Origin of the sequence: Mycobacterium sp. E3339 (genome assembly GCF_001666915.1) — a bacterium.
Classification (GTDB): domain Bacteria; phylum Actinomycetota; class Actinomycetes; order Mycobacteriales; family Mycobacteriaceae; genus Mycobacterium.
This window is the reverse complement of the sequence record NZ_LZIZ01000179.1, coordinates 1-26,588: the sequence shown is the minus strand read 5'-3', so window position 1 is coordinate 26,588 and position 26,588 is coordinate 1. Positions and strand designations below refer to the sequence as shown.

27 protein-coding genes are annotated in these 26,588 nt (G+C 69.4%); 18 read left to right on the top strand and 9 right to left on the bottom strand.

Annotated features, from left to right (window positions below):
• Positions 1-14 precede the first annotated feature (14 nt).
• Positions 15-593, bottom strand: a complete 579-nt coding sequence (locus tag A5702_RS16300; protein ID WP_055400363.1) for a hypothetical protein — start codon at positions 591-593, stop codon at positions 15-17.
• 146 nt (positions 594-739) lie between these two features.
• Here A5702_RS16300 and A5702_RS16295 point away from each other — a divergent pair, with 146 nt between their 5' ends.
• Genes A5702_RS16295 through A5702_RS16280 form a run of 4 tightly spaced genes read left to right on the top strand, consistent with a single transcriptional unit; the run spans position 740 to position 4,530 of the window.
• Positions 740-1,717, top strand: coding sequence for a metallophosphoesterase (locus tag A5702_RS16295; RefSeq protein WP_055400361.1), 978 nt, complete (start codon positions 740-742; stop codon positions 1,715-1,717).
• Positions 1,714-2,394, top strand: coding sequence for a 4'-phosphopantetheinyl transferase (locus tag A5702_RS16290; RefSeq protein WP_068221917.1), 681 nt, complete (start codon positions 1,714-1,716; stop codon positions 2,392-2,394). Before A5702_RS16295 ends, A5702_RS16290 begins: the two co-directional genes overlap by 4 nt.
• Entirely contained in the window at positions 2,391-3,302 is a 912-nt protein-coding gene (gene truB, locus A5702_RS16285) for a tRNA pseudouridine(55) synthase TruB (protein ID WP_068221915.1), read from the top strand. The genes A5702_RS16290 and truB overlap by 4 nt, the downstream gene beginning before the upstream one ends.
• Positions 3,303-3,339: 37 nt before the next feature.
• Positions 3,340-4,530 (top strand): lipid-transfer protein, encoded by a 1,191-nt coding sequence (locus A5702_RS16280; RefSeq protein ID WP_068221912.1) that lies wholly within the window; start codon positions 3,340-3,342, stop codon positions 4,528-4,530.
• Positions 4,531-4,593: 63 nt separating this feature from the next.
• Here A5702_RS16280 and mntR read toward each other — a convergent pair whose 3' ends face one another.
• Positions 4,594-5,283: a manganese-binding transcriptional regulator MntR gene (gene mntR, locus A5702_RS16275; protein WP_055400353.1), complete on the bottom strand. Its 690-nt coding sequence runs from the start codon at positions 5,281-5,283 to the stop codon at positions 4,594-4,596.
• 101 nt (positions 5,284-5,384) lie between these two features.
• Between mntR and A5702_RS16270 the strand changes: the two genes are divergently transcribed.
• The gene (locus A5702_RS16270; RefSeq protein ID WP_055400351.1) at positions 5,385-6,356 is read left to right on the top strand and encodes a bifunctional riboflavin kinase/FAD synthetase; all 972 of its coding nucleotides are present in this window, start codon (positions 5,385-5,387) and stop codon (positions 6,354-6,356) included.
• 8 nt (positions 6,357-6,364) lie between these two features.
• Here the strand turns inward: A5702_RS16270 and A5702_RS16265 are convergent, their stop codons facing one another.
• Positions 6,365-6,850 (bottom strand): SRPBCC domain-containing protein, encoded by a 486-nt coding sequence (locus tag A5702_RS16265; protein ID WP_055400350.1) that lies wholly within the window; start codon positions 6,848-6,850, stop codon positions 6,365-6,367.
• Between the two features lie 3 nt (positions 6,851-6,853).
• A complete protein-coding gene (locus tag A5702_RS16260; RefSeq protein WP_055400347.1) occupies positions 6,854-7,207 on the bottom strand; it encodes a helix-turn-helix transcriptional regulator in 354 nt (117 codons plus the stop codon).
• Between the two features lie 170 nt (positions 7,208-7,377).
• Between A5702_RS16260 and rpsO the strand changes: the two genes are divergently transcribed.
• The 4 genes from rpsO to A5702_RS16240 all read left to right on the top strand — a co-directional run bounded on the left by rpsO (position 7,378) and on the right by A5702_RS16240 (position 12,661).
• Positions 7,378-7,647 (top strand): 30S ribosomal protein S15, encoded by a 270-nt coding sequence (rpsO, locus tag A5702_RS16255; RefSeq protein ID WP_068221910.1) that lies wholly within the window; start codon positions 7,378-7,380, stop codon positions 7,645-7,647.
• Positions 7,648-7,986: 339 nt separating this feature from the next.
• A complete protein-coding gene (locus tag A5702_RS16250; protein ID WP_055400343.1) occupies positions 7,987-10,242 on the top strand; it encodes a polyribonucleotide nucleotidyltransferase in 2,256 nt (751 codons plus the stop codon).
• Positions 10,220-11,575 (top strand): pitrilysin family protein, encoded by a 1,356-nt coding sequence (locus A5702_RS16245; protein WP_067815488.1) that lies wholly within the window; start codon positions 10,220-10,222, stop codon positions 11,573-11,575. The genes A5702_RS16250 and A5702_RS16245 overlap by 23 nt, the downstream gene beginning before the upstream one ends.
• A gap of 60 nt (positions 11,576-11,635) precedes the next feature.
• The gene (locus A5702_RS16240) at positions 11,636-12,661 is read left to right on the top strand and encodes a nitronate monooxygenase (protein ID WP_055400341.1); all 1,026 of its coding nucleotides are present in this window, start codon (positions 11,636-11,638) and stop codon (positions 12,659-12,661) included.
• On the opposite strand, the gene ald is transcribed toward A5702_RS16240, so the two are convergent.
• On the bottom strand, positions 12,658-13,773 hold the full coding sequence (ald, locus tag A5702_RS16235) for an alanine dehydrogenase (protein ID WP_068221908.1): 1,116 nt from the start codon (positions 13,771-13,773) through the stop codon (positions 12,658-12,660). The genes A5702_RS16240 and ald overlap by 4 nt on opposite strands.
• A 102-nt stretch (positions 13,774-13,875) precedes the next feature.
• On the opposite strand from ald, the gene A5702_RS16230 reads away from it, so the two are divergent.
• Both A5702_RS16230 and A5702_RS16225 read left to right on the top strand, forming a co-directional pair.
• Complete coding sequence (locus tag A5702_RS16230; RefSeq protein ID WP_068221906.1) at positions 13,876-14,337, top strand: SRPBCC family protein; 462 nt, start codon at positions 13,876-13,878, stop codon at positions 14,335-14,337.
• Between the two features lie 9 nt (positions 14,338-14,346).
• Positions 14,347-15,834 carry an NAD(P)/FAD-dependent oxidoreductase gene (locus A5702_RS16225; RefSeq protein WP_068221904.1) on the top strand — a complete coding sequence of 496 codons (1,488 nt, stop codon included), beginning with the start codon at positions 14,347-14,349 and terminating at the stop codon, positions 15,832-15,834.
• Here A5702_RS16225 and A5702_RS16220 read toward each other — a convergent pair.
• Positions 15,794-16,306 (bottom strand): GNAT family N-acetyltransferase, encoded by a 513-nt coding sequence (locus A5702_RS16220; RefSeq protein WP_068221902.1) that lies wholly within the window; start codon positions 16,304-16,306, stop codon positions 15,794-15,796. The genes A5702_RS16225 and A5702_RS16220 overlap by 41 nt on opposite strands.
• A complete protein-coding gene (locus A5702_RS16215) occupies positions 16,303-16,878 on the bottom strand; it encodes a TetR/AcrR family transcriptional regulator (protein WP_369808566.1) in 576 nt (191 codons plus the stop codon). The genes A5702_RS16220 and A5702_RS16215 overlap by 4 nt, the downstream gene beginning before the upstream one ends.
• Before the next feature lie 176 nt (positions 16,879-17,054).
• On the opposite strand from A5702_RS16215, the gene A5702_RS16210 reads away from it, so the two are divergent.
• The gene (locus A5702_RS16210; protein WP_055405373.1) at positions 17,055-18,062 is read left to right on the top strand and encodes a Rieske 2Fe-2S domain-containing protein; all 1,008 of its coding nucleotides are present in this window, start codon (positions 17,055-17,057) and stop codon (positions 18,060-18,062) included.
• A complete protein-coding gene (locus A5702_RS16205; protein ID WP_068221900.1) occupies positions 18,059-19,141 on the top strand; it encodes a dihydrodipicolinate reductase in 1,083 nt (360 codons plus the stop codon). Before A5702_RS16210 ends, A5702_RS16205 begins: the two co-directional genes overlap by 4 nt.
• Before the next feature lie 6 nt (positions 19,142-19,147).
• Here A5702_RS16205 and A5702_RS16200 read toward each other — a convergent pair whose 3' ends face one another.
• Positions 19,148-20,485 carry an HNH endonuclease signature motif containing protein gene (locus A5702_RS16200; RefSeq protein ID WP_068221928.1) on the bottom strand — a complete coding sequence of 446 codons (1,338 nt, stop codon included), beginning with the start codon at positions 20,483-20,485 and terminating at the stop codon, positions 19,148-19,150.
• 104 nt (positions 20,486-20,589) lie between these two features.
• Here A5702_RS16200 and dapB point away from each other — a divergent pair, with 104 nt between their 5' ends.
• The 3 genes from dapB to A5702_RS16185 all read left to right on the top strand — a co-directional run bounded on the left by dapB (position 20,590) and on the right by A5702_RS16185 (position 22,243).
• The gene (gene dapB, locus A5702_RS16195; RefSeq protein WP_068221898.1) at positions 20,590-21,327 is read left to right on the top strand and encodes a 4-hydroxy-tetrahydrodipicolinate reductase; all 738 of its coding nucleotides are present in this window, start codon (positions 20,590-20,592) and stop codon (positions 21,325-21,327) included.
• Positions 21,324-21,779, top strand: coding sequence for a hypothetical protein (locus A5702_RS16190; RefSeq protein ID WP_068221896.1), 456 nt, complete (start codon positions 21,324-21,326; stop codon positions 21,777-21,779). Before dapB ends, A5702_RS16190 begins: the two co-directional genes overlap by 4 nt.
• A gap of 62 nt (positions 21,780-21,841) precedes the next feature.
• The gene (locus A5702_RS16185; protein WP_067815495.1) at positions 21,842-22,243 is read left to right on the top strand and encodes a flavodoxin family protein; all 402 of its coding nucleotides are present in this window, start codon (positions 21,842-21,844) and stop codon (positions 22,241-22,243) included.
• 5 nt (positions 22,244-22,248) lie between these two features.
• On the opposite strand, the gene A5702_RS16180 is transcribed toward A5702_RS16185, so the two are convergent.
• The gene (locus tag A5702_RS16180; RefSeq protein ID WP_197506576.1) at positions 22,249-23,082 is read right to left on the bottom strand and encodes an acyl-CoA thioesterase domain-containing protein; all 834 of its coding nucleotides are present in this window, start codon (positions 23,080-23,082) and stop codon (positions 22,249-22,251) included.
• Between the two features lie 39 nt (positions 23,083-23,121).
• Between A5702_RS16180 and A5702_RS16175 the strand changes: the two genes are divergently transcribed.
• Entirely contained in the window at positions 23,122-24,657 is a 1,536-nt protein-coding gene (locus tag A5702_RS16175) for a class I adenylate-forming enzyme family protein (protein WP_197506575.1), read from the top strand.
• A partial coding sequence (locus A5702_RS16170; protein ID WP_304440339.1) for a biotin carboxylase N-terminal domain-containing protein occupies positions 24,654-26,588 on the top strand: 1,935 nt, incomplete at its 3' end. The genes A5702_RS16175 and A5702_RS16170, both read left to right, overlap by 4 nt.

Here is a 26,588-nt window from a genome sequence, read left to right as displayed (position 1 = left end):
GGCCCGGCCGGCCGTCAGAACTTGTAGTACGGCGCCAGGTCGTTGGCGCGCTGCAGGTTGGTGGACATGCAGTCCACCTCGGGGTTGGAGTAGACGGTCGAGTAGTAGAGCGCCTGCTGCAGCACGCCGTAGCTGGTCTTGAACACGACCATGCAGGAGTAATACCAGTAGCTGTTGTGATAGGTCGGCTTGAGCACCCAGTACTGGGCGGCGCGGTGGCCGGCGATGGTGGTCTCGACGGCGTCGGGGGGCAGCGTCTCCTCGTAAGTGCGCCAGATGATGGGTTCGACCGCCACCTGATAGTTGCCCGCATCGAAGTGGCAGCGCAGGCCGTCTTCGTGTTCCGGCGGGGTAAACGCCAGCCCGAGCCGCTGCAGCGCATCGAACGGGATGTCCTCGCACGCGTCGAAGGGGCGCGGGTCGGTGGTGGCCACGATCGGGCTCTTCATCGTGGTTTCCATCGGAGCCGCGGTCGAGCGCAGCTCGACCGGCCCGCCGCTCGCCGGCGCGGCGCCGTGCCACCCCACGGTGCCTGCGACGGCCGCTGCGATCAGGGCACCGACCGCCCCGATCAGACGCACCTTGGCGAACACGACACCCCCTGACGGCTCGGCGCTCCTTGCCGGGAGTGTACAAGTCGGGTTGGCACGGTCACAGGGAAACAAGAACACGTTCTAATGCCGCGGGCAAGGCCCCGTCCCGACCGGCCCGCGGTCGCGGGTTATTAGTCTGGTTAATCGTGGCTGGTCAAAATGCGGGGCACGAATCGCCCAACGGGGGGCAACCGACGCTGTGGGCCGTCTCCGACCTGCACACCGGCCACCTGGGCAACAAGCCGGTCACCGAATCGCTGCACCCGTCCTCGCCCGACGACTGGCTGATCGTCGCCGGCGACGTCGCCGAACGCACCGACGAGATCCGGTGGGCCCTTGACCTGCTGCGCCGGCGATTCGCCAAGGTGATCTGGGTGCCCGGCAACCACGAGTTGTGGACCACGACGCGGGACCCGGTGCAGATCTTCGGCAAGGCCCGCTACGACTACCTCGTCCACATGTGCGACGAGATGGGCGTCGTCACGCCCGAGCATCCGTTCCCGGTGTGGACCGAGCGGGGCGGCCCGGCGACGATCGTGCCGATGTTCTTGCTCTACGACTACAGCTTCTTGCCCGAGGGGGCGACCAGCAAAGCCGAGGGCCTGACCATCGCGCGGGAGCGCAACGTGGTGGCCACCGACGAATTCCTGCTCTCGTCGGAGCCCTATCCGACCCGGGAGGCCTGGTGCCGGGAGCGGCTCGCCAGCACGCGGGCCCGGCTCGAGCAACTCGACTGGATGACGCCGACCGTCCTGGTCAACCATTTCCCGTTGGTCCGCGAGCCCTGCGACGCGCTGTTCTACCCGGAGTTCTCGCTGTGGTGCGGAACCACCAAGACCGCCGACTGGCACACCCGCTACAACGCCGTCTGCTCGGTCTACGGCCACCTGCACATCCCGCGCACCACCTGGTACGACGACGTGCGCTTCGAGGAGGTGTCGGTGGGCTACCCGCGCGAGTGGCGGCGCCGCAAGCCGCACAGCTGGCTGCGCCAGGTGCTGCCCGACCCGCAATACGCGCCGGGTTACCTCAACGACTTCGGCGGCCACTTCGAGATCACTCCCGAGATGCGGCAGCAGGCCGCGCAGTTCCGGGAACGGTTGCGGCAGCGGCAATCCCGATGACCGAGGAAAAGCTGGTCTCCTCGGTGCTCCCGGACGTGGACGAATTGGCTTATTCCGAGCTGTATTCCGATCCGCCCGAGCTGGCCCCGCTGCCCGAAGAGGAGCCGCTGATCGCCAGGTCGGTCGCCAAGCGGCGCAGCGAGTTCATCACCGTCAGGCACTGCGCACGCGTCGCGATGGGCGAGCTCGGCCTGCCGCCGGTGCCGATCCTCAAGGGCGAGAAGGGCGAACCGTGCTGGCCCGACGGCGTGGTGGGCAGCCTGACCCATTGCACCGGCTACCGCGGTGCGGTCGTGGGCCGCACCGAAGCGGTGCGCTCGGTGGGCATCGACGCCGAACCGCACGACGTGTTGCCCGACGGCGTGCTGAACGCGATCAGCCTGCCGGAGGAGCGCCACGAGCTGGCGTCGTTGCCCGTAGGCCTGCACTGGGACCGAATCCTGTTCTGCGCCAAGGAGGCAACGTACAAGGCCTGGTTCCCGTTGACCAAGCGCTGGCTGGGTTTCGAGGATGCCCACATCGTGTTCGACCTCGACCCGCCCGACGGCGCGACCACCGGGGTGTTCGTGTCCAAGATCCTGATCGACGGCCAGGCCCCCGATGGCGAACCGCTGACCGCGCTGCGGGGCCGGTGGTCGGTCGAGCGCGGACTGGTGCTGACCGCCATCGTGCTATGACCCCGAGCCCGAGCGGTCCGGCGCCCGGTCCTGGGCTGGTCGTCGTTGACAAGCCGGCCGGGATGACCAGTCACGACGTGGTGGGCCGCTGCCGTCGCATCTTCGCCACCCGCCGGGTGGGCCACGCGGGGACGCTGGATCCGATGGCCACCGGCGTGCTGGTGGTCGGCGTCGGCCGCGCCACCAAGATCCTGGGCCTGTTGACGGCGGCCTCCAAGTCCTATGCCGCCACCATCCGGCTCGGCCAGACCACGTCCACCGAGGACGCCGAAGGGGAAGTGCTGCATAGTGTTTCGGCCGCGCACCTGACGCGCGAGGCGATCACCGAAGCGGTCGCCGCCCTGCGCGGTGACATCGAGCAGGTGCCGTCGGCGGTCAGCGCGATCAAGTTGGCCGGCCGGCGCGCCTACCGGCTGGTGCGCGAGGGACAGGCCGTCGAACTCGAGGCCCGGCCGGTGCGCATCGACCGGTTCGAGGTGCGCGACGTCCGATTCGACGGTCGGTTGGTCGACGTCGACGTGGAGGTCGACTGCTCGTCGGGCACCTACATTCGGGCGCTCGCCCGCGACGTCGGCGCCGCGCTCGCTGTGGGTGGGCACCTGACGGCGTTGCGGCGCACGCGGGTCGGCCGTTTCACCCTGGAGCGGGCCCGCACGCTCGACGAGCTGGCCGAGGCGCCCGGGCTGTCCCTGACGCTGGACGAGGCGTGCTTGCTGATCTTCCCGCGGCGCGACCTGACCGCCGAGGAGGCCGAGGCGACGGCCAACGGCCGGCCGCTCGCGCCTGCGGGCGTCGCCGGGGTCTACGCCGCCTGCGACGCCGACGGCAAGGTGATTGCGCTGCTGCGCGACGAGGGTGCGAAGACCAAATCGGTGGTGGTGATCCGCCCGGCGACGCTCGAGGAATAGGCTGACCGGAAGTCGCGGCCTGTGGAAAGGGACAAAGATGTCTAACAAGGTTTACGTCGTCGGCGTCGGCATGACGAAGTTCGAGAAACCGGGCCGTCGGGAAGGCTGGGACTACCCCGACATGGCGCGCGAGTCCGGCACCAACGCGCTGGCCGACGCGGAGATCGATTACCGCGAGGTGCAGCAGGGCTACGTCGGCTACGTCGCCGGTGATTCCACGTCCGGGCAGCGGGCGCTCTACGAGCTGGGCATGACCGGCATCCCGATCGTCAACGTCAACAACAACTGCTCGACCGGTTCGACCGCGCTGTTCCTGGCGGCGCAGGCCATCCGCGGCGGCATCGTCGACTGCGCCATCGCGCTCGGCTTCGAGAAGATGCAGCCCGGCCCGCTCAGCGGGGGCGCCCAGGACCGCGAGTCGCCGATGGGCCGCCACGTCAAGGCCATGGCCGAGATCGACGAGTTCGCCATGCCCGTCGCGCCGTGGATGTTCGGCGCGGCCGGCCGTGAGCACATGCGCCAATACGGCAGCACCGCAGAGCATTTCGCCAAGATCGGCTACAAGAACCACAAGCACTCGGTCAACAACCCGTTCGCGCAGTTCCAGGAGTCCTACACGCTCGACGACATCCTGGCGGCGCGGATGATCTCCGACCCGCTGACCAAGCTGCAGTGCTCGCCCACCTCCGACGGCTCCGGCGCGGCGATCCTGGCCTCGGAGGGCTTCGTCGATCGCCACGGGCTGGCCGGCCGCGCGGTGGAGATCGTCGGGCAGGCCATGACCACCGACTTCGCCTCCACCTTCGACGGCAGTGCCAAGAACCTGATCGGCTACGACATGAATGTCCAAGCCGCACAACAGGTTTACGAACAATCCGGGCTGGGCCCCGAGGACTTCGGAGTGATCGAGCTGCACGACTGCTTCTCGGCCAACGAGCTGCTGCTGTACGAGGCGCTGGGGCTGTGCGGCCCGGGGGAGGCGCCCAAGCTGATCGACAACGGCGACACCACCTACGGCGGGCGCTGGGTGGTCAACCCCTCGGGCGGTTTGATCTCGAAGGGTCACCCGCTGGGCGCGACCGGGCTGGCGCAGTGCGCCGAGCTGACGTGGCAGCTGCGCGGCGCCGCCGACAAGCGCCAGGTCGAGGGCGTCAACGCCGCGCTGCAGCACAACATCGGGCTGGGCGGCGCGGCCGTTGTCACCGCGTATCAGCGCGCCGACCGCTGACGAGCTAGCCCAATGGCGGCGACCCGCAGCGCCCGGCTTCGCCGCGCTTGCGATCGCCGCTAGCTAGACCACCCAGATCGCCCGCGCGGCCGGGCTGCCCAGATCGACGGTCGTCTCCGCGCCGTCGCCGGCGGAGATGGCCACCGAGATCATCCCGGCGAACTCGCGCCGGGTCAGCACCCGTAGCCGCGAGTCCAGGTTGATCCCGACGTCGGCGAAGTAGCGCAGCATCTGCGGGTCGGCATCGGAGATGCGGGCGACCGTCCCGGCGTCCCCCTCGTCGCACGCCCACAGCTGGCGGGCCGGCGGTGTGGGCACCTGCCCGTCCGAGGCCGGGATCGGGTCGCCGTGCGGGTCGCGTTGTGGGAACCCCAGCTTGGCGTCGATGCGGGCGACCAGCCGGTCGGACACCGCATGCTCGAGCACCTCGGCCTCGTCGTGCACCTCGTCCCAGCCGTAGCCGAGCTCGTTGACCAGGAACGTTTCCAGCAGTCGATGCCGGCGCACCATCGCCAGCGCCGCCCGCCGGCCGGCCTCGGTCAGGCTCACGGCGCCGTACTTCTCGTGGTCGACCAGGCCCTGCTCGGCGAGTTTGCGAATCGACTCCGACGCGGTGCTGGCCGACACCCCGATCTTCTCGGCCAGCATCTTGGTGCTGACCTTCTCCACCGACCACTCCTGGGCGTTCCAGATCGCTTTGAGGTAGTCCTGGCCGACCGCGGTGAGACCGCCACGCTCTTCGTCAGCCTTCACAACGAGAAAGTTTAGGCAACCCGGGCCTGGTCGTGTGCTCCTCGCCACCCTCGTCCGTACGGATCTCCCGGCGGATCGCCGGGCGCCGTAGGCTAACCATCGTGCAGCGGTGGCGCGGCCAGGATGAGATTCCCACGGACTGGGGCAGATGCGTGCTCACCATCGGCGTATTCGATGGCGTGCACCGGGGCCACGCGGAGCTCATCGCGCATGCGGTTAAGGCCGGCCGCGCGCGCAACGTGCCGACCGTGCTGATGACGTTCGACCCGCACCCGATGGAAGTGGTCTACCCGGGCAGCCACCCGGCGCAGCTGACGACGCTGACGCGGCGCGCCGAGCTGGTCGAGGAGCTGGGCATCGACGTCTTCCTGGTGATGCCGTTCACCAGCGATTTCATGAAGCTCACCCCGGAGCGCTACGTCCACGAGCTGCTGGTGGAGCACCTGCACGTGGTCGAAGTGGTGGTGGGGGAGAACTTCACCTTCGGCAAGAAGGCCGCCGGCAACGTCGAGACCCTGCGGCGCGCCGGTGAACGCTTCGGGTTCGCCGTGGAGTCGATGTCGCTGCTGTCCGAACACCACAGCAACGAGACGGTGACATTCTCCTCCACCTACATCCGGTCCTGCGTCGACGCCGGCGACGTGGTGGCGGCCGCCGACGCGCTGGGCCGCCCGCACCGCGTCGAGGGTGTGGTCGTGCGGGGCGAGGGCCGGGGCATGGAGCTGGGCTTCCCGACCGCCAACGTGGCGCCGCCGATGTACTCGGCCATCCCGGCCGACGGCGTGTACGCCGCCTGGTTCACCCTGCTCGGGCACGGGCCGGTGACCGGCACCGTCGTCCCCGGCGAGCGCTACCAGGCCGCGGTGTCCGTCGGCACCAACCCCACCTTCTCCGGCCGCACCCGCACCGTCGAGGCGTTCGTCCTGGACACCGACGCCGACCTGTACGGCCAATACGTTGCGCTGGACTTCGTCGCACGCATCCGCGGGCAGAAGCGGTTCGACTCGGTGAAGGACCTGATCGACGCGATGGGCAAGGACACCGACCGCGCCCGCGGACTGCTCGCCGACTGACCCGCGGCTCAGGCGGCGACCAGATCGTCGATCTGGTTGATGGCCGACGTGGCGCCCTCGACCACGCCCATGTCCAGCACCTGCTGCAGCGCCTCGGCGGACTCATACGTGCTCACGTAGGTCGCGCGAGTGCCGCCGTTGTGCGCGGCGAAGGTGTACACGTGCTTGGAGACCGGCAGCCCCGGGTTCGGGTTGAAGTCCGAGTCGGCGAAGCCGTCGTCGAAGGAGAAGCTCCGGGGCGCGTCGACGGCGGTGATCTGCCAGTAGCCGGCGTATTTCTCGCCGTCCGGGCCGGTCATGAAGTACGTCGTGCGGCTTCCGGGCGTGAGGCTGTGGTCGACGACGGTCGCCGGGCAGGACGGCGGTCCCCACACCTTCTCCAGCTGGCGGGGATCGGCGTAGACCTGCCAGATGCGCTCCACCGGTGCGGCGAACTCCGCGGTGATGGTCAGCGTCAGGCTCTCGGGATCGTGCTGGACACCGGTCACGGGCATGGTTCAGTCCTCCTTGGGTTCGGACGAATTGGGGTCGGATGAGATGAGCTCGTCGATGCGAGCGATGCGACCGCGCCACACGAGTTCGAGCTCGGTGAGCATGGCCGCCACCGAGCGCACGGCGGCCACGTCACCGCTGGCCAGCTGCTCGCGGCCGCTGCGGCGTTTGGTTATCAGGCCGGCCTTTTCGAGCACGACGACGTGCTTCTGCACCGCCGCAAAACTCATGTCGTACTTGCACGCAAGCCTGGAAACCGAGTGCTCCCCGGCCAGCGTCCGGCGCATGATGTCGCGCCGGGTTCGGTCGGCGAGCGCGTGGAACAGGGCGTCTACCCGGTCCTCCTCGTCTACGGTCACCGAGACAACATACAACCAATTGGTTGTATGTTGTCAAGCGGGCGGCCGCTGGCCTGCGATTTCAGCGGACATGACAGCCGCTGATAGACTCGCCCGGCGTGTGCTGCAGTCCGCGGCGGCCACCTTTCGTTTCGACACCTTTCGCGGCACCGATTGATGGAGATGTTTTCGTGGCGCTGACCGCCGAGCAGAAAAAAGAAATCCTGGGCACGTACGGCCTGCATGAAACCGACACCGGTTCGCCGGAGGCGCAGGTCGCGCTGCTGACAAAGCGGATCGCCGACCTGACCGAGCACCTCAAGGTGCACAAGCACGATCACCACTCCCGGCGGGGGCTGCTCCTGCTGGTCGGGCGCCGCCGCAGGCTGCTCAAGTACGTCGCGCAGCTCGACGTGGAGCGGTACCGCTCGCTGGTCGAGCGCCTCGGCCTGCGCCGCTGACGCCCGCAATCGCAATCCTTCCGCCCTGCTGGCGGGCTGAGCCCGCCAGTGTAGAGTGGGAGCGTTCTGGGCCGGTTCGGCCCGAGCAAACGGTGCGGCTACGCAGATCCGCGTGTGCCGTTCCAGCGTGTCATTGTGCACGTCACACGGGAGCAGCCCAGTCTGTATCGGGCGGTCTTCGGTAGTGGCTGCCGGGCTCTCCGGATCTGGGGCTTCTCGGCCGCTTCGATCGATGGCCGTAGCCGCATTCAGGCTCTTTCCGCTCTTAGGAAGCTCTCGGGTTACCTGCGCGTGACGACGCGAAAAAGCTGAATACCCAGAGAGGCTGTACGGACACCTATGTCTGTCGCTGAAATTGAAGAAGGCGTCTTCGAGTCCACCGCCACCATCGACAACGGGAGCTTCGGCACCCGCACCATCCGCTTCGAGACCGGCCGGCTGGCCCAGCAGGCCGCCGGCGCCGTCGTCGCCTACCTCGACGACGAGAACATGCTGCTGTCGGCGACCACCGCCAGCAAGAACCCCAAGGAACACTTCGACTTCTTCCCGCTGACCGTGGACGTCGAGGAGCGGATGTACGCCGCGGGCCGCATCCCCGGCTCGTTCTTCCGTCGCGAGGGCCGGCCCTCCACCGACGCGATCCTGACCTGCCGGCTCATCGACCGGCCGCTGCGCCCGTCGTTCGTCAACGGGCTGCGCAACGAGATCCAGGTCGTGGTGACGATCCTCAGCCTGGACCCCAACGACCTGTACGACGTGGTCGCGATCAACGCCGCGTCCGCCTCCACGCAGCTGGCCGGCCTGCCGTTCTCCGGCCCCGTCGGTGGTGTGCGGGTCGCGCTGATCGACGGCCAGTGGGTCGCGTTCCCCACCGTCGAGCAGCTCGAGCGCGCCGTCTTCGACATGGTCGTGGCGGGCCGCAAGGTCGACGGTGACGTCGCGATCATGATGGTCGAGGCCGAGGCCACCGAGAAGGTCATCGAGCTGGTCCAGGGCGGCGCCCAGGCGCCGACGGAAACCGTTGTGGCCGAAGGCCTGGAGGCCGCCAAGCCGTTCATCGCCGTCCTGTGCACCGCGCAGGAGGAGCTGGCCGGCGCGGCCGCCAAACCCACCAGCGACTACCCGACGTTCCCCGATTACGGCGACGACGTGTACTACTCGGTGGCCTCGGTGGCCACCGACGAGCTGGCCAAGGCGCTGACCATCGGCGGCAAGGCCGAGCGCGACGCGCGCACCGACGAGCTGAAGGCCGAGGTGGCCCAGCGGCTCGCCGAGACCTACGAGGGCCGCGAGAAAGAGGTCAGCGCCGCGTTCCGCTCGCTGACCAAGAAGCTGGTCCGCCAGCGCATCCTCACCGACCACTTCCGCATCGACGGCCGCGGCATCACCGACATCCGCGCGCTGAGCGCCGAGGTCGCCGTGGTGCCGCGGGCGCACGGCAGCGCGCTGTTCGAGCGCGGCGAAACCCAGATCCTGGGCGTCACCACGCTGGACATGGTCAAGATGGCCCAGCAGATCGACTCGCTGGGGCCCGAGACCTCCAAGCGCTACATGCACCACTACAACTTCCCGCCGTTCTCCACCGGCGAGACCGGCCGGGTCGGTTCGCCCAAGCGGCGCGAGATCGGGCACGGCGCGCTCGCCGAGCGGGCCCTGATCCCGGTGCTGCCCAGCGTCGAGGAGTTCCCCTACGCCATCCGTCAGGTGTCCGAGGCGTTGGGCTCCAACGGCTCGACGTCGATGGGCTCGGTGTGCGCCTCCACGCTGGCGCTGCTGAACGCCGGCGTGCCGCTCAAGGCGCCGGTGGCCGGCATCGCGATGGGCCTGGTCTCCGACGACGTCGAGGTGGACGGCAAGACCGAGCGCCGCTTCGTCACCCTGACCGACATCCTGGGCGCCGAGGACGCGTTCGGCGACATGGACTTCAAGTGCGCCGGCACCAAGGACTACGTCACCGCCCTGCAGCTGGACACCAAGCTCGACGGCATTCCCTCGCAGGTGCTCGCGGGCGCGCTCGCGCAGGCCAAGGACGCGCGGCTGACCATCCTCGAGGTGATGGCCGAGGCGATCGACGGGCCCGACGAGATGAGCCCGTACGCGCCGCGGGTCACCACGATCAAGGTCCCGGTGGACAAGATCGGCGAGGTGATCGGCCCCAAGGGCAAGGTCATCAACGCCATCACCGAGGAGACCGGCGCGCAGATCTCCATCGAGGACGACGGCACCGTGTTCGTCGGCGCCACCGACGGGCCGTCGGCGCAGGCCGCGATCGACCGGATCAACGCCATCGCCAACCCGCAGCTGCCGACCGTGGGCGAGCGGTTCCTCGGAACCGTGGTCAAGACAACGGATTTCGGTGCGTTCGTGTCGCTGCTGCCGGGTCGCGACGGCCTGGTCCACATCTCCAAGCTGGGCAAGGGCAAGCGCATCGCGAAGGTCGAGGACGTGGTGAACGTCGGCGACAAACTGCGGGTCGAGATCGCCGACATCGACAAGCGAGGCAAGATCTCGCTGGTGTTGGTGGAGGAAGACAGCTCGGCCCCTGCCGATGCCCCGGCGGCCGCCCCTGCCGATGCCGCGACCACCAGCAGCTGACCGCGCCGCGGCCCTGCGCCGCGGCGAGCAGACCCTCGAGGCGCAACCCTCGACCGCCTTGCGGCGCAGCACGCTTCCGGGCGGGCTGCGGGTCGTCACCGAGTACCTGCCGGCGGTGCGGTCGGCCTCCGTCGGGGTGTGGGTAGGCGTCGGATCGCGCGACGAAGGCGCCACCGTGGCGGGGGCGGCGCACTTCCTCGAGCATCTGCTGTTCAAGTCGACGCCGACCCGCAGCGCCGTGGACATCGCGCAGGCGATGGACGCCGTCGGCGGGGAGCTGAACGCCTTCACCGCCAAGGAGCACACCTGCTACTACGCGCACGTGCTCGACAGCGACCTCGAGCTGGCGGTCGACCTGGTGGCCGACGTGGTGCTCAACGGCCGGTGCGCCGCCGAGGACGTCGAGCTGGAGCGCGACGTGGTGCTCGAAGAGATCGCGATGCGCGACGACGACCCCGAGGACGCGCTGGGGGACATGTTCCTGGGCGCGATGTTCGGTGACCACCCGGTGGGCCGGCCGGTGATCGGCACCGCGCGGTCGGTGTCGGCGATGACCCGGACCCAGCTGCACTCGTTTCATGTGCGGCGCTACACGCCCGAACGCATGGTGGTCGCGGTGGCCGGCAACGTCGACCACGACGAGGTGGTCGCGCTGGTGCGCGAGCACTTCGGGCCGCACCTGGTCCGCGGCCGCCGGCCGATCGCCCCGCGCAAGGGTGCCGGGCGGGTGACCGGGCGGCCCCGTCTGATGCTGGGCAACCGCGACGCCGAGCAGACGCATCTCTCACTGGGTGTGCGCACGCCGGGGCGTAGCTGGCGGCATCGCTGGGCGCTGTCGGTGCTGCACAGCGCACTCGGCGGCGGCCTGAGTTCCCGCCTGTTCCAAGAGGTTCGCGAGCTGCGCGGGCTGGCCTACTCGGTCTACTCGACGGTGGACATCTTTGCCGACAGCGGCGCGCTGTCCGTCTACGCCGCGTGCCAGCCGGAGCGGTTCGCCGAGGTGATGCGGGTGACCAACGAGGTCCTCGAATCGGTTGCCCGCGACGGCATCACCGAGGCGGAGTGCCGCATCGCCAAGGGCTCGTTGCGGGGCGGGCTCGTCCTGGGCCTGGAGGATTCCAGCTCCCGGATGAGCCGGCTGGGCCGCAACGAATTGAACTACGGCGAGCACCGCAGCATCGAACACACCCTGCGCCAGATCGACCAGGTGACCGTCGAGGAGGTCAACGCGGTGGCCCGCCGGCTGCTCAGCCAGCCGTACGGCGCCGCCGTGCTGGGCCCGTACGCCTCCAAACGGTCACTGCCCCAACAACTTCGGGCGATGGTATCTTAACCCGCATGTTCGCCTCCTCACTCGCGCCGTGCCGGCGCTCGCCGTCAGCGAATTAGCCCGATGGTACTGGGCTTTTGGGACATCATGGTGCCCATCGTGGGTGCGCCGATGGCCGGCGGACCGGGCACGCCGGAACTCGCCGCGGCGGTGTCCAACGCGGGTGGGCTGGGCTTCGTCCCGGGCGGCCACCGCAGCGCGGAGCGGTTCGCCGAGGACATCGCCGCCGCCCGCGCCGCGACCACCGGCCCGCTGGGCGTCAACCTGTTCGTTCCGCAACCCAGCGTCGCCGACTGGGTGGCGCTGGACTACTACGCCGAAGAACTCGAAGAGATCGCCGACTACTACCAGGTCGAGGTCGGCCATCCGGAATACGGTGACGACGACGACTGGGAGCGCAAGCTCGAGGTGGTGGCCGACATGCGGCCCGAGCTGGTGTCGTTCACCTTCGGCGTCCCGCCGCCCGATGTGATCCGGCGCCTGGGGGCGCTGGGCCTGCTGGTGATGGTCACGGTGACCTCGGCGTACGAGGCGGGGGTGGCCGTCGCCGCCGGCGCGGACAGCCTGATCGCGCAGGGTCCCGACGCGGGTGGGCACCGGGGCACCTTCGCGCCCGACATGGAGCCCAGCGGCGAGTCGCTACACCACCTGATCGACCGCATCCGCCACGCGCATGACGTCCCGGTCGTGGCCGCCGGTGGCCTGGGCAACGCGCGGGACGTCGCCGCCGTGCTGCACCGGGGCGCGGTGGCCGCCCAGGTCGGCACCGCGCTGCTGCTCAGCGACGAGGCGGGCACCAGCACCGCGCACCGCACCGCCCTGAAGAATCCGGTCTTCGGCACCACCGTCGTCACGCGCGCCTTCTCGGGCCGGTACGCGCGCGGCCTGGAGAACAACTTCACCCGACTGCTCGACAACGTGGCGCCGCTGGGCTACCCGGAGGTCAACCAGATGACCTCGCCGATCCGGGAGGCGGCCGCCGCCCTGGAGGACCCCAACGGCATACCCCTGTGGGCAGGAACCTCGTTCAAAGAGGCCCAGGCCGGGCCGGCGGCCGACATCATCGCCAGCCTGGTGGAGGCGGACTAGGCCAGCACGCTCGCCGGATCGGTGAACGGCAGATTCAGGTCGGCAGCCACCCGCCCGCACAGCAGCGCGCCGCCATGCGTCGAAAGGCCTTGCGCCAGAGCCGGATCCGATCGGCAGGCGGCCTGCCAGCCGCGGTCGGCGAGTTCGAGCACGTACGGCATGGTCGCGTTGGTCAGCGCCACGGTCGACGTCTTGGGCACCGCGCTGGGCATGTTCGCCACGCAGTAGAACTGCGTGTCGTGCACCGCGAAGGTCGGGTCGTCGTGCGTGGTGGGCCGGGAATCGGCGAAGCAACCACCCTGGTCGATGGAGATGTCGACCAGCACCGCACCCGGTTTCATCTGTGCGACAAGCGCATTCGAAACCAGTTCCGGGGCCTTGCCGCCCGGCAGCAGCACCGCGCCGATCAGCAGGTCGGCCCGGGTGACGGTGCCCTCGAGCTCGTACGCCGACGAATAGCGCGTGCGGACCTGCCCGCCGAACTCGGCGTCGAGCAGCCGAAGCTTGTTGATGTTGACGTCGAGAACCGTGACGCTGGCACCCATCCCGTTCGCGACCCGGGCTGCGTTGTAACCCGCGGTGCCGGCGCCGATCACCACGACGTCGGCGGGCTTCACGCCCGGCACCCCGCCCATCAGCACGCCGCGGCCGCCGTGGGTCCGCATCAGGTGGTAGGCGCCGACCTGCGCCGACAGCCGGCCGGCGACCTCGCTCATCGGGGCCAGCAGCGGGAGGGCGCCGTCGGGGGTCTGCACGGTCTCGTAGGCGATTGACGTTGTGCCCGAGGCCAATAGCGCGTCGGTGCAGGCGCGCGAGGCGGCCAGGTGCAGATAGGTGAACAGCACCTGACGCGAGCGCAGCAGGCCGTACTCGGCCGCGATCGGTTCCTTCACCTTGAGCAGCAGATCGGTCTCGGCCCAGACCTGTTCGGCCGAGTCGGCCAGTTGGGCGCCCGCCGACTTGAACTCCTCGTCGGGAATGGACGAGCCCTCACCGGCGCCGGCCTGGACGAGCACCTCGTGCCCGCGCCGGGTCAGTTCGGCGACGCCGGCGGGCGTGATGGCAACCCTGAACTCGTTGACCTTGGTCTCGGTCGGTACGCCGACTCGCATGGCTGCCCCTAGCTTCGCGGAGGTTCGCCCTCAAGTGTGGGGATAGTTCCGCCTGCCCGCAATCGAGGGTGAAACCACCCGCGCGCTGGCTATGATCGGCCAATGACCGACCCGTCCGTGACGGCCTCCGTGCAGGTCGCCGCCGGTCCCGACCTGGTGTATCGGCTCATCACCGACCTGCCGACGCTCGCCTCGTTCGCCGAGGAGGCGGTGGCCATGGAGTGGCGCCAAGGCGATGCGGCGCGCCCCGGGGCGGTGTTCACCGGCCACAACGAAAGCGCCAAACGGCGCTGGAGCACCAAGTGCACGGTCACCGACGCGGAACCGGGCCGGATCTTCGCGTTCGATGTCCGGCACTCGATGCTCCCGATCGCGCGCTGGCAATACGACATCGTCGCGACCGACGGCGGCTGCCGGGTCACCGAAAGCACCTGGGACCGCAGGCCCGGCTGGTTCCGCAAGATCGCCGGCAAGGCCACCGGCGTCCCGGACCGGGTGTCGGCCAACTCCGAACACATCCGGCTCACCCTGCAGCGCCTCAAGCAGCGCGCCGAGTCCGAGTAGCCGGCCGGCATGCGACGCAACCCGGCCGTAGCCGTCGTCGGAGCGGGCATGTCGGGGATATGCGTCGCAATTACGTTGCTGCGCAGTGGGATAACAGACGTCACGGTCTACGAGAAGGCCGACGAGGTCGGCGGGACCTGGCGCGAGAATACCTACCCCGGCCTGGTCTGCGACATCCCGTCGCGCGTTTACCAGTACACGTTCGCCCATAACCCCAACTGGTCGCACGTGTTCTCGCCCGGCGGTGAAATCCAGGACTACTTCCGCGGCGTCGCCGAGAAGTTCGGGCTGCGCGACCGCATCCGGTTCGGCACGGAGATCGTGAGTGCGCGATTCGAGGGCGGTCGCTGGCGGCTGCGCACGAACGCCGGCGAAGAGTCGACCGTCGACTTCCTGATCTGCGCCACCGGCGTGCTTCATCACCCGCGCCTGCCGTCGATCCCCGGCCTGGAGGACTTCGGCGGGCACGCTTTTCACTCGGCGCGGTGGGATCACTCCGTCGAATTGCGCGGCCGGCGGGTCGCCATCATCGGCAACGGGTCGACGGGCGTGCAACTCGTCTGCGGCCTGGCCGGGGTGGCGGGCCGGGTGCTGCTCTTCCAGCGCACCGCGCAGTGGGTGCTGCGGCTGCCCAACCCCCGCTACCGCAGGTTCACCCACCTCACCCACGACAGGTGGGGCTGGCTCGACCGGCTGGCCTACCGGTGCTACAGCCTCGGCTACGACACCTTTGCCGTCGGGCTGACCAAGCCGGGGCTGCGCCGCAAGATCATGGGCGCGCTGTGCCGGGCCAGCCTGCGCGAGGTCCGCGACCCCGAGTTGCGCCGCGCGCTGACGCCCGACTACACGCCGATGTGCAAACGGCTGGTGATGTCCAATGGCTTCTACCGCGCCGTGCAGCGCGACGACGTCGAACTGGTCACCGCGGCTATCGACCACGTGGAGCGGCGCGGCATCGTGACCGCCGACGGAATCCTGCACGAGGCGGACATCATCGTGCTGGCCACCGGGTTCGACACCCACGCGTTCTTCCGGCCGATGCGGCTGATCGGCCGCGACGGCATCGCCGCCGACGACGTGTGGCGCGACGGTCCCCGGGCCTACCAGACGGTGGCGCTGCCGGGCTTCCCGAACTTCTTCATGATGCTGGGGCCGCACAGCCCGGTCGGCAACCTCGCGCTCACCACCGTCGCCGAATCGCAGGCCGACCACATACTGCGCTGGATCGAGCGTTGGCGCCGAGGCGAATTCGACACGGTGGAACCGACGTGGCCCGCGACCGAGAGCTTCAACGCCAGGCTGCGCGCGGCGATGCCCGACACGGTGTGGACCACCGGTTGCCAGAGCTGGTATCTGAACAAGGACGGGGTGCCCGAGGTCTGGCCCTTCACGCCGGGCGAACACCGCGCCATGCTGGCGAACACCGATCTCGGCCAATACGACTTGCGCCGGGAGGTCACCGCCGGGTCAGCCGGTAGCCCAGATGGGGGACCTTGACGCCGGGCAGCGGCTCCCAGTCCAGGGTGCGGCCGTCGGCGCGAAACCCATTCGTCTCGTAGAAGATTCGCGCCCGCGTATTGCGTTCGGCGCACCACAACACGACGTCGCCAGAAGGGCCTTCGGTCAGGGCCGTGCCGAGCAGCCGGCCGCCGACGCCGCGGCGTTGGTGGTCCGCCGCGATGTACAGCGAGTCGAGTTCGACCTGTTCGGGAGTCGCGAGATCCGGCCCGAAGATAGTCATACCGATTGTGGCCGAACCGAATTCGGCGATCCACATGCTCCAGTCGCGGCGCTGCAGGAGCCGGGGATACGCCAGGATGGCCCAGCGCCGCGGCGATCCGAGTACGTCGAGGGTGGCATCCGGGAGCAGGCCGGTCCACGACTGCCGCCAGACCGGATAGTGCATTTCGGCGACCCGGGCGAAATCGTTCGGTCCGGCGCGGCGGATCGTGATGCCGCCATCCGTCACCGGCGGGTTGGCTCCAGGTAGGCGGCCAGCGCGTTGGTCAAGCCGCGCCGCGCCATGTCCAGGTCCGCGTACGAGCCGAGCTGGCGCTCGGACACCAGGCCGCGCATCGCGGCGGGGATCAGCGCGGCCACCTCGCGCACCCGGTCCGGGTCGACGTCCAGCCCGGCGAACGCGTGCTGGCAGGTCTGAAGCCAGCTCTTGCCCCATGAGAACAGCTCGGCGGCGGTGCGCGGAAACAGGCGCTCGAGCTCGTCGGGGTCGCGGGGGAGCGCGGCCCGCAGGTTCTCGATCGCACGGGAATCCGGCGAGGCCAACCCGTCGTAGAGGGTGTCGATGATGGCGCCCACCCGCTCACGCAGGGGCGCGTGCGGCGAGACGGGTGCCGACAGCGTCGAAAAGGTCGCGGCGCGGCGCTCGGCGGTGCGGTGCAGCACCGCCGCCCAGAACCCGTCGGTGTCGCCGAACTGGTACTGCACCGCGCCCCAGGTGGCGCCGATGTCCTTGGCGATGCGATTGGCCGACACCGAGCCCGGGTCGCCGGAGGCCAACGACTTGAGCGCGGCCTCGAGCATGCTCTCCCGCGTGGCGTTGCCACGCCGGTTGGGGCGCCGGTTCACGGTTCCGGACCCGCTGACCTGCCGAGTCATCTGCCGAGCCTATCGCGCGGGGCGGTGGTCAAGGTTTCATAGAGGGTACTTTGATTTTGGGGAGGCGCGGCCTATCATTCGTACCCAAGGAGGGATCCCGCATGGCTAAGCCGCCGTTGTCGATGAAACCAACCGGCTGGTTCCAAGTCGCCTGGTCCGACGAGATCGGGGTGGGCGACGTGCACAAGATGAAGTACTTCGGCCAGGAGATGGTCGCGTGGCGGGCCGAGTCCGGGCAGCTCACCGTGATGAACGCATACTGCGAACACCTGGGCGCGCACTTGGGTTACGGCGGCAAGGTGGTCGGCGAGGTGCTGCAGTGCCCGTTCCACGGGTGGCAGTGGAGCGGCGAGGGTCGCAACGTCTGCATTCCCTACCAGGATCGGCCGAACCGCGGCCGCCGCATCCGCACGTATCCCGTGGTGGAACGCAACGCCTCGGTCTACATCTGGCACGACGTCGAGCGCCGTGACCCGTACTTCGACGCGCCGGACGTGTTCGGCGCGTTCCGCGACGGCAGCGGCGTGGACGACTACTACCCGCAGCAGCGGTTGTACCGGCAGGCCCTGGAACTGCATCCGCAGTATGTGCTCGAAAACGGCGTGGACTTCGCGCATTTCAAATTCGTGCACAACACGCCCATCGTGCCGGTGTTCACCCGCCACGACTTCGCGGAGCCGGTCTCGTTCGTCGACTTCACCATCACGTTCGAGGGTGACGACGGGCAGAAGATCGAGGACGTCAACAGCGGGGTGGAGGCCGTCAACGGCGGCCTGGGCATCGCGGTGACCAAGAGCTGGGGGATGATCGACAACCGCACCATCTCCGCGGTCACCCCGGTCGACGAGTTCACCTCCGATGTCCGATTCATGGTTTACATCGGCCGCAGCCCGGGCAAGGACCCGGCCCGCGCCGAACGCAAGGCGGCCGAGTTCGGCCGCGAAGTGATCCGGCAGTTCGAGCAGGACATCGAGATCTGGCAGCACCAGCGCTATTCCGACCCGCCGGCGCTGGCCACCGACGAGTACGAGGGCTTTACCGCAATTCGCAAGTGGGCCAAGCAGTTCTATCCCGAGGCATTCGCAGCACAGGAAGGCTCAATGCAATGAGTAGCGCACCGATCCGTGTCTTCCAGGTTGGCAGCGGAAACGTCGGCTCGGAGATGATCAGACGGATCGCCACCCATCCTGACCTGGAACTCGTTGGGGTGCATGCCTATTCGGCCGATAAGGTCGGTAAGGACACCGGCGAATTCGCCGGGGTGGGGTCCAACGGCGTCAAGTTCACCGGGAGCGTCGAGGAGATCATCGCCGCCAGGCCGGACGTGCTCACGTTTCACGGCGTGTTCCCCGACGAGGACCTGTACGTCACAGTGCTCGAGGCGGGCATCGACATCGTCACCACGGCCGACTGGATCATCGGCTGGCACCGCGACAAGAACCACCCCCATCCGTCTGGCAAGCCGGTGAGCCGGCTGCTGGCCGAGGCGTGCGAGAAGGGCGGCGCCACGTTCTACGGGACCGGGATGAACCCGGGCCTGAACCAGATCCTGGGCGTCGTGTGCTCGGCCGACGTCGCCGATATCGAGAACGTCACCACCATCGAATCCGTCGACGTCTCATGCCACCACTCCAAGGACACCTGGATCGAGGTGGGCTACGGCCAGCCGGTCGACGACCCGGAGATCCCGGGCAAGCTGGAGAAGTACACCCGCGTCTTCGCCGACAGCGTGCTGATGATGGCCGACTGCTTCGACCTGCCGTTGGACGAGGTCAAGTTCAGCTACGAGCTGGGCGCCTGCACCAAGGACGTCGACCTGGGGTGGTACACGCTGCCCAAGGGCTCGCTGGGTGGCAACTACATCAAGTACCAGGGCATGGTGGACGACGTTCCCCGGGTCGAGACGCACCTGGAGTGGCAGATGACCCCACACACCGACCCGAGCTGGAACATCAAGGGCTGCTACATCACTCAGATCAAGGGCGACCCGTGCATCTACAACAAACACATGATTTTCCCCAAGCCCGGTGTGGACCTGTCCAACCCGGATAACTTCGCCTCCATCGGCATGACCGTGACCGGCATGCCCGCGCTGGCCTCGATCAAATCGGTCGTCGCGGCCCCGCCGGGACTCATCACCAGCGCCGACCTGCCGCTGCGCGGATTCGCCGGGCGCTTCAAGGTTTAGGCGTCGTCAAGGGTCTTCCGGGTGGTGGTAGTCGTTCGTGCGCTGCCCGCGATCGAGATGCGGCGGCGGAATCCACTCGGTGCGCCCGTTCGGCAGCTTCCTTGTCCGCCAGCCCTTTTCGAGGAGCTTGTGGTGCGGTGCGCAGGCGAAGGTGAGCCTGTCGGCATCGGTCCGGCCGCCGGCGGCCCACTCGTCGACATGGTGGACCTCACACCAATAGCCCGGCGCGTCACAGCCCGGATGCTTGCAGCCGCGGTCCTTCGCGTAGAGGACGATCCGCTGGTCGGGTGTGGCGATCCGCCGTGAGCGGCCGAGATACAGTGGGCGACCGGAGTGTTCGTCGAACACGGCCAGGTAGTGGTAGGCGTGGCTCGCCATCCGGATCACGTCGCGCATCGGCAGCACCGTGCCGCCGCCCGTCACCGCACGCCCGGTGCCGGAAGTGAGCTGCTGCAGCGTGGTGGAGACGATGACGGTGACCGGCAACCCGTTGTGCGCCCCCAGCCGCGGGTCGCCCAGCTGGCCGCGCACCAGCGCGTTGATCGCGTCATGCTGGCGCTGCGCGTGGCTGCGCGTGTCACCGCTCGCGGGCTGGTCCCCGGGTTCGCCCTCTGTGCACGGCTTTTCGTCGTCGGGGTTGCACATGCCGGGGGCGGCGAAGCGGGCCAGCCACGCGTCGAGGTTGGCGCGCAGTTCCGGGGACGCGACCAGCTTGCCGACGCTCATCCCGTCGGGCCGTTGCGCGGCCCAGCTGAAGCCGCGCTGACGGGCGCGGTCGACATCGGAGAACTTCCCGTCGGGATTGAGTCGTAATGCGCACTGGTGCGCGACCTTCTGCAACTGGTCGGGACGCAAACCGGCCGCTTGCCGGGCCAGGAATCGCTCGGCCGCATCGACCTCCTCGGGCGAGACGGCGGCCGGCAGGTCACGCACGAACGCCTGGATCACCCGCAGGTGCTGGCCATCGAGGACGCCGTCGCGCCACGCTGCGGCGGTGGCGGGCAACTCCGGCGGCAACTCCTGGCCGGTGAGCGTCAGCCGCGGCGAGAGCTGCTTGGCGTCTCGAACCCGGCGGCACGCGTCGGCATAGCTGATCCGCAACCAGTCGGCGATGACCTTGTGGACCGGTCCGCCGACCTCGGCGGGATCCTCGTTCGCCAGGCCGGCGATCACCTCGGTGCCGACCGCGGCTTGGCGCCGGTGCGAGGTTTCCATCGCCTCCAGCACGTGCAGCCGGACGACGGGGCTCAGCGCGCCGCAATCGAGCCCGCGCACCGCCGCGTCGGCCGCGTCCAGCGCGTCCAGGGCGGCGGCCACTTCCGGCGGAACTTCGATCGAACGCATGTTCGAACAGTAAACCGCGCGGCCCAGCGCGCGCCATCGAAAACGCACCGGTTGTGGATAAACACCCGACTGTGGATCAATCGGCCCGGTCTAGGGTGAAACCCATGCGGGTAGGCGTCTTGGGAGCTAAAGGAAAAGTCGGTTCGGCGATGGTGGCCGGCGTGCAGGCCGCCGAGGATTTGACGCTGTCCGCCGAGGTGGATGCGGGCGACTCGCTCAGCCTGTTCACCGACGCCAAGACCGAGGTGGTCATCGACTTCACCCACCCCGACGTGGTGATGGGCAATCTGGAGTTCCTCATCGGCAACGGAATTCACGCCGTCGTCGGCACCACCGGCTTCACCGCCGAGCGGCTGGACCAGGTCGAGAAGTGGCTGGCCAAGAGCCCGAACACGAGCGTCCTCATCGCCCCCAACTTCGCGATCGGGGCGGTGCTGTCCATGCACTTCGCCAAGCAGGCCGCGCGCTTCTTCGATTCGGTCGAGGTGATCGAGCTGCACCATCCGCACAAGGCCGACGCCCCATCGGGCACCGCCGCCCGCACCGCCAAGCTAATCGCCGAGGCCCGAAAAGGCTTGCCGCCCAACCCCGATGCCACCAGCACCGGCCTGCCCGGCGCCCGGGGCGCGGACGTCGACGGCATCCCCGTGCACTCGGTGCGGCTGGCCGGGCTGGTCGCGCATCAGGAGATCCTGTTCGGCACCGAGGGGGAGACGCTCACCATCCGCCACGACAGCCTGGACCGCACCTCGTTCGTGCCCGGCGTGTTGCTGGCGGTGCGGCGCGTCGCGCAACGCCCCGGCCTGACCGTCGGGCTCGAGCCCCTGCTCGACCTGCAATGAGCTCGGCCCTGCGCACCCAGTTGCTGATCGCGTTCCTGTGCGTGGCGATGCTGGCGTACTTCGTGCTGCTGGGGCGGATGGCCGTAGCGATGATCGCCTCGGGCCGGGCGGCGGCCGTGGGCCTGGGGCTGGCGGTGCTGATCATGCCCCTGATCGGGCTGTGGGCCATGGTGGCGACGCTGCGGTTCGGGTTCGCCCACCAGAAGCTGGCCAATCTGATCGCGGCCGACGACATGGAGCTCGACACCAGCGCGCTGCCGCGGCGGGCGTCCGGCCGCATCGAACGGGGCGCCGCCGACGCGCTGTTCGCCTCGGTGCGCACCGAAGTCGAAGACCACCCCGACGACTGGCGGCGCTGGTATCGGCTGGCCCGCGCCTACGACTACGCCGGCGACCGCCGCCGCGCGCGCGAAGCCATGAAGACGGCGCTGGAGTTGCAGGGCCGCCCGTGAACGAGACACCGCGCAAAACCCTGCTGATCGTCCACCACACGCCCTCCCCGCACTGCCACGAGATGTTCGAGGCGGTCGTCTCCGGCGCCACCGACCCCGAGATCGAGGGCGTGGACGTCGTCCGGCGGCCGGCGCTGACGGTGTCGCCGGCCGAGATGCTGCAAGCCGACGGCTATCTGCTGGGCAGCCCCGCGAACCTGGGCTACATGAGCGGGGCGCTCAAGCACGCGTTCGACTGCGCCTACTACCAGCTGCTGGACTCGTCGCGCGGGCGCCCGTTCGGCCTCTACCTGCACGGCAACGAGGGCACCGAGGGTGCCGAACGCGGCGTCATGTCGATCACGACGGGGCTCGGCTGGGTGAAAGCCGCTGAGACCGTGCTGGTTTCGGGCAAGCCGGACAGGGGCGACCTGCAGGCCTGCTGGGAACTCGGCGCGACGGTCGCCGCCCAGCTCATGGAATGAGCCGCCTAGGTGTGGGTCGGTTTGAACGCCTCGGCCGGTTGGGCCAGGGCCAGCGCCGAGCTGGTGCCGATCGGCCCGTGCCGGTCGAACAGGGTGGCGGCGCCGGTGGCCACCCCGGCCGCGCCGTAATGGCTTTGCGCCGCCAGCCCCAGGAATTCACCGTCGGGCAGGCGGCTGGCGGTGACGGTGTAGTCGGCGTTGATGTAGCGCAAACCGCCTGTGCCCCAATGGGTCAGCGAACTCGTGATGTCCCCGACGAAGGCCAGACGGGTGAACGGGGTCAGCGGGTAGCCCTGCACCATCGGGCGAAAGATCCTCGTCCACGCGAACTTTCGGGAGTGGGACTGTTCCCACTCACCGGCCGCGATGCCCGGGCTGCCCGCGTCGGTGGCCCCGTAGCCCCAGATCAGAAACGGCATGTCGGCCGGGAAGCCGCCGGAATCGGCCGGGGGCGGCGGCATGGCCAGGGGCGCGGACCACACCTCCCCGTCGGGATGCTCCCCCCGGCGCAGGAACAGCGCACTGGCCCGGGCGACGGTGGTGCCGTTCTGCACCAGCGCGCCGTCGACGAGCTTGATCCGCCTGCCCTCCCGCTGCACCGAGGTCCGGATCTGCACCGGCTCGAGCAACGCGGGGCGGAGCAGGTCGACCGTGAGGCGGGCGGGCTGAAAGTCGGGCTCGACGCCGGATTGCTCTATGCCCCAACCCAACAGGCCGCCGACATTCTGGCCGCCCATCGCGGCCCCCCACGGTCCCCGGGTCAGCGGGCCCGGCACAAAGGAGTCACCGTCGACAGTGAAGAACGCCTCGGGCATGATGGCGGAATCGTCGACCGTCACGGCCATCACGATAGGACACGCCGATAGTAAGGACCGGGCATGCCTCCAGTGATCGAAATTCCGCGCGGCCACAACCCGTTCCCGACGACAGGCGTGACCCGCGACGCCGACGGCGTCCCGCACTATGACGACCTGCCCGCCACGCTGCTGGACATGCTCGCCGAACAGGTCGAGCAGCGCCCGAACAGCGAGGCGGTGGTCGAACTCGGCGCCGCCCGATTGACCTACCGCCAGCTGTGGGACCGCGCGGCGCGCGTCGCCGGCGGGCTGCGCGCGGCGGGCGTACGACGCGGTGACCGCGTCGCGGTGCGTTACCCCGCCGGCATCGATTGGGTGCTGGCGTTCTGGGGCGCCGTGATGGCCGGCGGCGTTGCGGTCGCGGTCAATACCCGCTCGGCGCAGCCCGAGGTGGACTTCGTCCTGTCCGACTCGGGGGCCACCCTGGACCTGGCGGCGGACACCCCGCTGCCCGACGGCCAGCCGCATGTGACGGAGCGACTGGACCGCGCCGACGTGGCCGCGCTGTTCTACACGTCGGGCACCACCGGCCACCCCAAGGGCGTGCCGACCACCCACGAGGCCTTCTTGACCAACACCGAGAACGCGATTCGCTGTTTCGACCAGCCGCGCGACCTGGGTGACGGAATGCGCACGCTCATCTCGGTGCCGCTGTTCCACGTGACCGGGTGCAACACCCAGCTGCTGGCCGCGACCCGGATGGGTGGGGCCTCGGTGATCATGCCCGCCCTCGACCTGGACGCGCTGATCGCCACGCTGAGCGCCGAGCGCATCTCCGTGATGGCCACCGTGCCGGCGATCTACGCATTGATGCTGCGGCACAACGGCTTTGCCGACGCCGACGTCTCGGGCGTCCGCTGGGTGGGCTACGGGGGCGCCCCGATCGCCCCGTCGCTGGTGCGTTCGGTGCAGAACGCCTTTCCGCAAGCGACCGTCTTCAACGCCTACGGCATGACCGAGACGGCGTCGCTGATGACGGTACTGCCAAGCCGCGACGCCGTGGAGCACGCCGACTCGGTCGGATACGCGGTCCCCTCCGTCGACCTCGGACTGATTCCCTTCGGCGGCGATGAGGAGGGCGTCGGCGAGCTGGTGGTGCGCGGCGCGAACGTCACCGCCCGGTACTGGAACCGCCCGGAAGCGACCGCGGCGACCATCGTGGACGGTTGGTTGCACACCGGCGACGTGGTGCGGGTCGACGAGGCGGGCCGCGTGCACATCGTCGACCGCCTCAAGGACATCATCAATCGCGGCGGCGAAAACGTGTCCAGCGTCGAGGTGGAAGCGGCGCTGCTGGCGGCGCCCGGTGTCGCCGACGCGTGCGTGTTGGCGGTTCCCGACGACATCATGGGCGAGAAGGTGGGCGCGGTGCTGTTCGGCGGCGCCGACGAGATCGACGTGCCGGCGGTGCTCGACCACTGCCGCGAGCGGCTCGCCGACTTCAAGGTGCCGCAGTACGTCACGGTGGTCGACACCGCGCTGCCGCGCAACGCCGGCGGCAAGCTGCTCAAGGGCAGGCTTCGCGAGCAGGTGCAGTGGGGGGAGCCGCTGCGATGAGCGCCACGGTGCTGATCGCCAACCGCGGCGAGATCGCGCTCCGAATCGTCCGCACCGTAGTCGAATTGGGCATGCGAACCGTCGCCGTATACGCCGAGGACGATGCCGAGAGCCCGCACGTGCACGCGGCCGACGAGGCGATCGGGCTGCCGGGCGCCGGGCCGCGCGCCTACCTGGACCAGCCCGCCCTACTGGCCGCGGCCAAGAGCTCGGGTGCGGAACTGATCCACCCCGGGTACGGCTTCCTCAGCGAGAACGCCGAATTCGCTCGTGCCTGTGTCGGCGCGGGGTACGCGTTCGTCGGGCCTGGCGCTGACGCGCTCGAACTGCTGGGCAACAAGTCCGCCGCCCGCGCCGCCGCCGTCGCCGCCGGGGTGCCGGTGTTGCCCGCGACCGACGGGCCGAGCAGCGTCGCGGACATCGAGGCGTTTTTCGCGGCCCGGGGCGGGGCCATCATGATCAAGGCGCTCGCCGGCGGGGGCGGCCGGGGGATGCGCGCGGTGCGCCGCGCCGACCAGATCGCCGGCGCGTGCCGACAGTGTGCCGCGGAGGCGCAACTGGGCTTCGGCGATCCCGCGCTGTTCGCCGAGGCGCTGCTCGACGGCGCGCGACACATCGAGGTTCAGGTCGTCGCCGCGCCGGCGGGGCACCAAACGCGCGCGCTCGCGCTCGGCGACCGCGACTGCAGCATCCAGCGGCGCTATCAGAAGCTCGTCGAAATCGCCCCCGCCCAAGGGCTTTCCGACAGGCTGCGGCACGATTTGCACCAGGCCGCGGCCAGGTTGTGCGCGCGCGTCGCGCTGCGTGGGCTGGCCACGGTCGAATTCCTGGTCGCCGGTGAGGAATTCGTGTTCCTCGAAGTGAACCCCAGAATCCAGGTGGAGCACACCATCACCGAGGAGACGACCGGCTTCGACCTGGTGGCCCTCCAGCTGGCCATCGCGGGCGGCGCCTCCTATTACCAGCTGGGCCTGCCGGCCGGAATCGCCTCCGACGGTAACGAAGTCATCGGCGAGCCCGCCGCGCATCGCGGCATCGCGATCCAGGCCCGGGTCAACGCGGAGACGTTCGCGCCCGACCTGTCCGTCGTGCCCGCGGCCGGCACGCTTACCGCGTTCACGCCGCCGAGCGGGCCCGGGATCCGCGTCGACACCTACGGCCGGGCCGGCCTGGTCGTCAACCCGCAATACGACTCGCTGCTGGCCAAGGTCGTCGCGCACGTGCACGGGTCGTCGGCCCCGGCGGCGCTGCGGAAGGCCCGCACCGCCCTCGCGGAGTTCGGTATCGAGGGCGTCCGCACCAACGTCGACTTCCTGCGTGAGCTGCTGGGTGATCCCGCGCTGGAATCCGGTTGGGTGACCACCGCTTTCCTCGACGACAAGCTGCCGGAGCTGGCGGCGGCGGCGTCGACACACCAGCACGAGGTCCGCGCCGCGCCGGTCGAGCTGTATCCCGGCGAGGACGCACTGCGTGCCCAGCTGGCCGGCACCGTCGTCGAGGTGGTGCCCGAGGGCGCCGACTTCGGCGCGGGCGCCCAGCTCGTGGTCCTCGAGGCGATGAAGATGCAGCATGTGCTCGCCGCGCCGGACGCGCTGCGGACCGTGCGCGTCCTGGTGTCGCCCGGGCAGGTGGTCGGCACCGGCGACCCGCTGCTGGTCTTCACCCGCACCGACGCCGCCGCTGGGGGCGAGTTAGCAACGGCGGCAACGGATCTCGACCGGACGCGCGCGGACCTCGAGGAGGTGCGCCGGCGGCACCTGTTCACCCTCGATGAGGGCCGGGAGGCCGCGGTGGCCAAGCGGCACCGGCAGGGTCGCCGCACGGCGCGGGAGAACATCGCCGATCTCGTCGATCCCGGCAGCTTCGTCGAATACGGCGCACTGGCCATCGCGGCGCAACGCAGCCGGCGCTCGGAGGAGGACCTGATCGCC

Bases quoted from the DNA above. Each gene is read 5' to 3' on its own strand.
- A5702_RS16225 (WP_068221904.1), top strand. From the start codon at position 14,347: ATGCGACGCAACCCGGCCGTAGCCGTCGTCGGAGCGGGCATGTCGGGG.
- A5702_RS16200 (WP_068221928.1), bottom strand. From the start codon at position 20,485: ATGCGTTCGATCGAAGTTCCGCCGGAAGTGGCCGCCGCCCTGGACGCG.
- A5702_RS16245 (WP_067815488.1), top strand. From the start codon at position 10,220: ATGCCGCGACCACCAGCAGCTGACCGCGCCGCGGCCCTGCGCCGCGGC.
- A5702_RS16250 (WP_055400343.1), top strand. From the start codon at position 7,987: ATGTCTGTCGCTGAAATTGAAGAAGGCGTCTTCGAGTCCACCGCCACC.
- A5702_RS16265 (WP_055400350.1), bottom strand. From the start codon at position 6,850: ATGCCCGTGACCGGTGTCCAGCACGATCCCGAGAGCCTGACGCTGACC.
- A5702_RS16280 (WP_068221912.1), top strand. From the start codon at position 3,340: ATGTCTAACAAGGTTTACGTCGTCGGCGTCGGCATGACGAAGTTCGAG.
- dapB (WP_068221898.1), top strand. From the start codon at position 20,590: ATGCGGGTAGGCGTCTTGGGAGCTAAAGGAAAAGTCGGTTCGGCGATG.
- ald (WP_068221908.1), bottom strand. From the start codon at position 13,773: ATGCGAGTCGGCGTACCGACCGAGACCAAGGTCAACGAGTTCAGGGTT.
- truB (WP_068221915.1), top strand. From the start codon at position 2,391: ATGACCCCGAGCCCGAGCGGTCCGGCGCCCGGTCCTGGGCTGGTCGTC.
- A5702_RS16175 (WP_197506575.1), top strand. From the start codon at position 23,122: ATGCCTCCAGTGATCGAAATTCCGCGCGGCCACAACCCGTTCCCGACG.
- A5702_RS16215 (WP_369808566.1), bottom strand. From the start codon at position 16,878: ATGCTCGAGGCCGCGCTCAAGTCGTTGGCCTCCGGCGACCCGGGCTCG.
- A5702_RS16210 (WP_055405373.1), top strand. From the start codon at position 17,055: ATGGCTAAGCCGCCGTTGTCGATGAAACCAACCGGCTGGTTCCAAGTC.
- A5702_RS16290 (WP_068221917.1), top strand. From the start codon at position 1,714: ATGACCGAGGAAAAGCTGGTCTCCTCGGTGCTCCCGGACGTGGACGAA.
- A5702_RS16185 (WP_067815495.1), top strand. From the start codon at position 21,842: ATGTTCGAGGCGGTCGTCTCCGGCGCCACCGACCCCGAGATCGAGGGC.
- A5702_RS16205 (WP_068221900.1), top strand. From the start codon at position 18,059: ATGAGTAGCGCACCGATCCGTGTCTTCCAGGTTGGCAGCGGAAACGTC.
- A5702_RS16190 (WP_068221896.1), top strand. From the start codon at position 21,324: ATGAGCTCGGCCCTGCGCACCCAGTTGCTGATCGCGTTCCTGTGCGTG.
- A5702_RS16240 (WP_055400341.1), top strand. From the start codon at position 11,636: ATGGTACTGGGCTTTTGGGACATCATGGTGCCCATCGTGGGTGCGCCG.
- A5702_RS16230 (WP_068221906.1), top strand. From the start codon at position 13,876: ATGACCGACCCGTCCGTGACGGCCTCCGTGCAGGTCGCCGCCGGTCCC.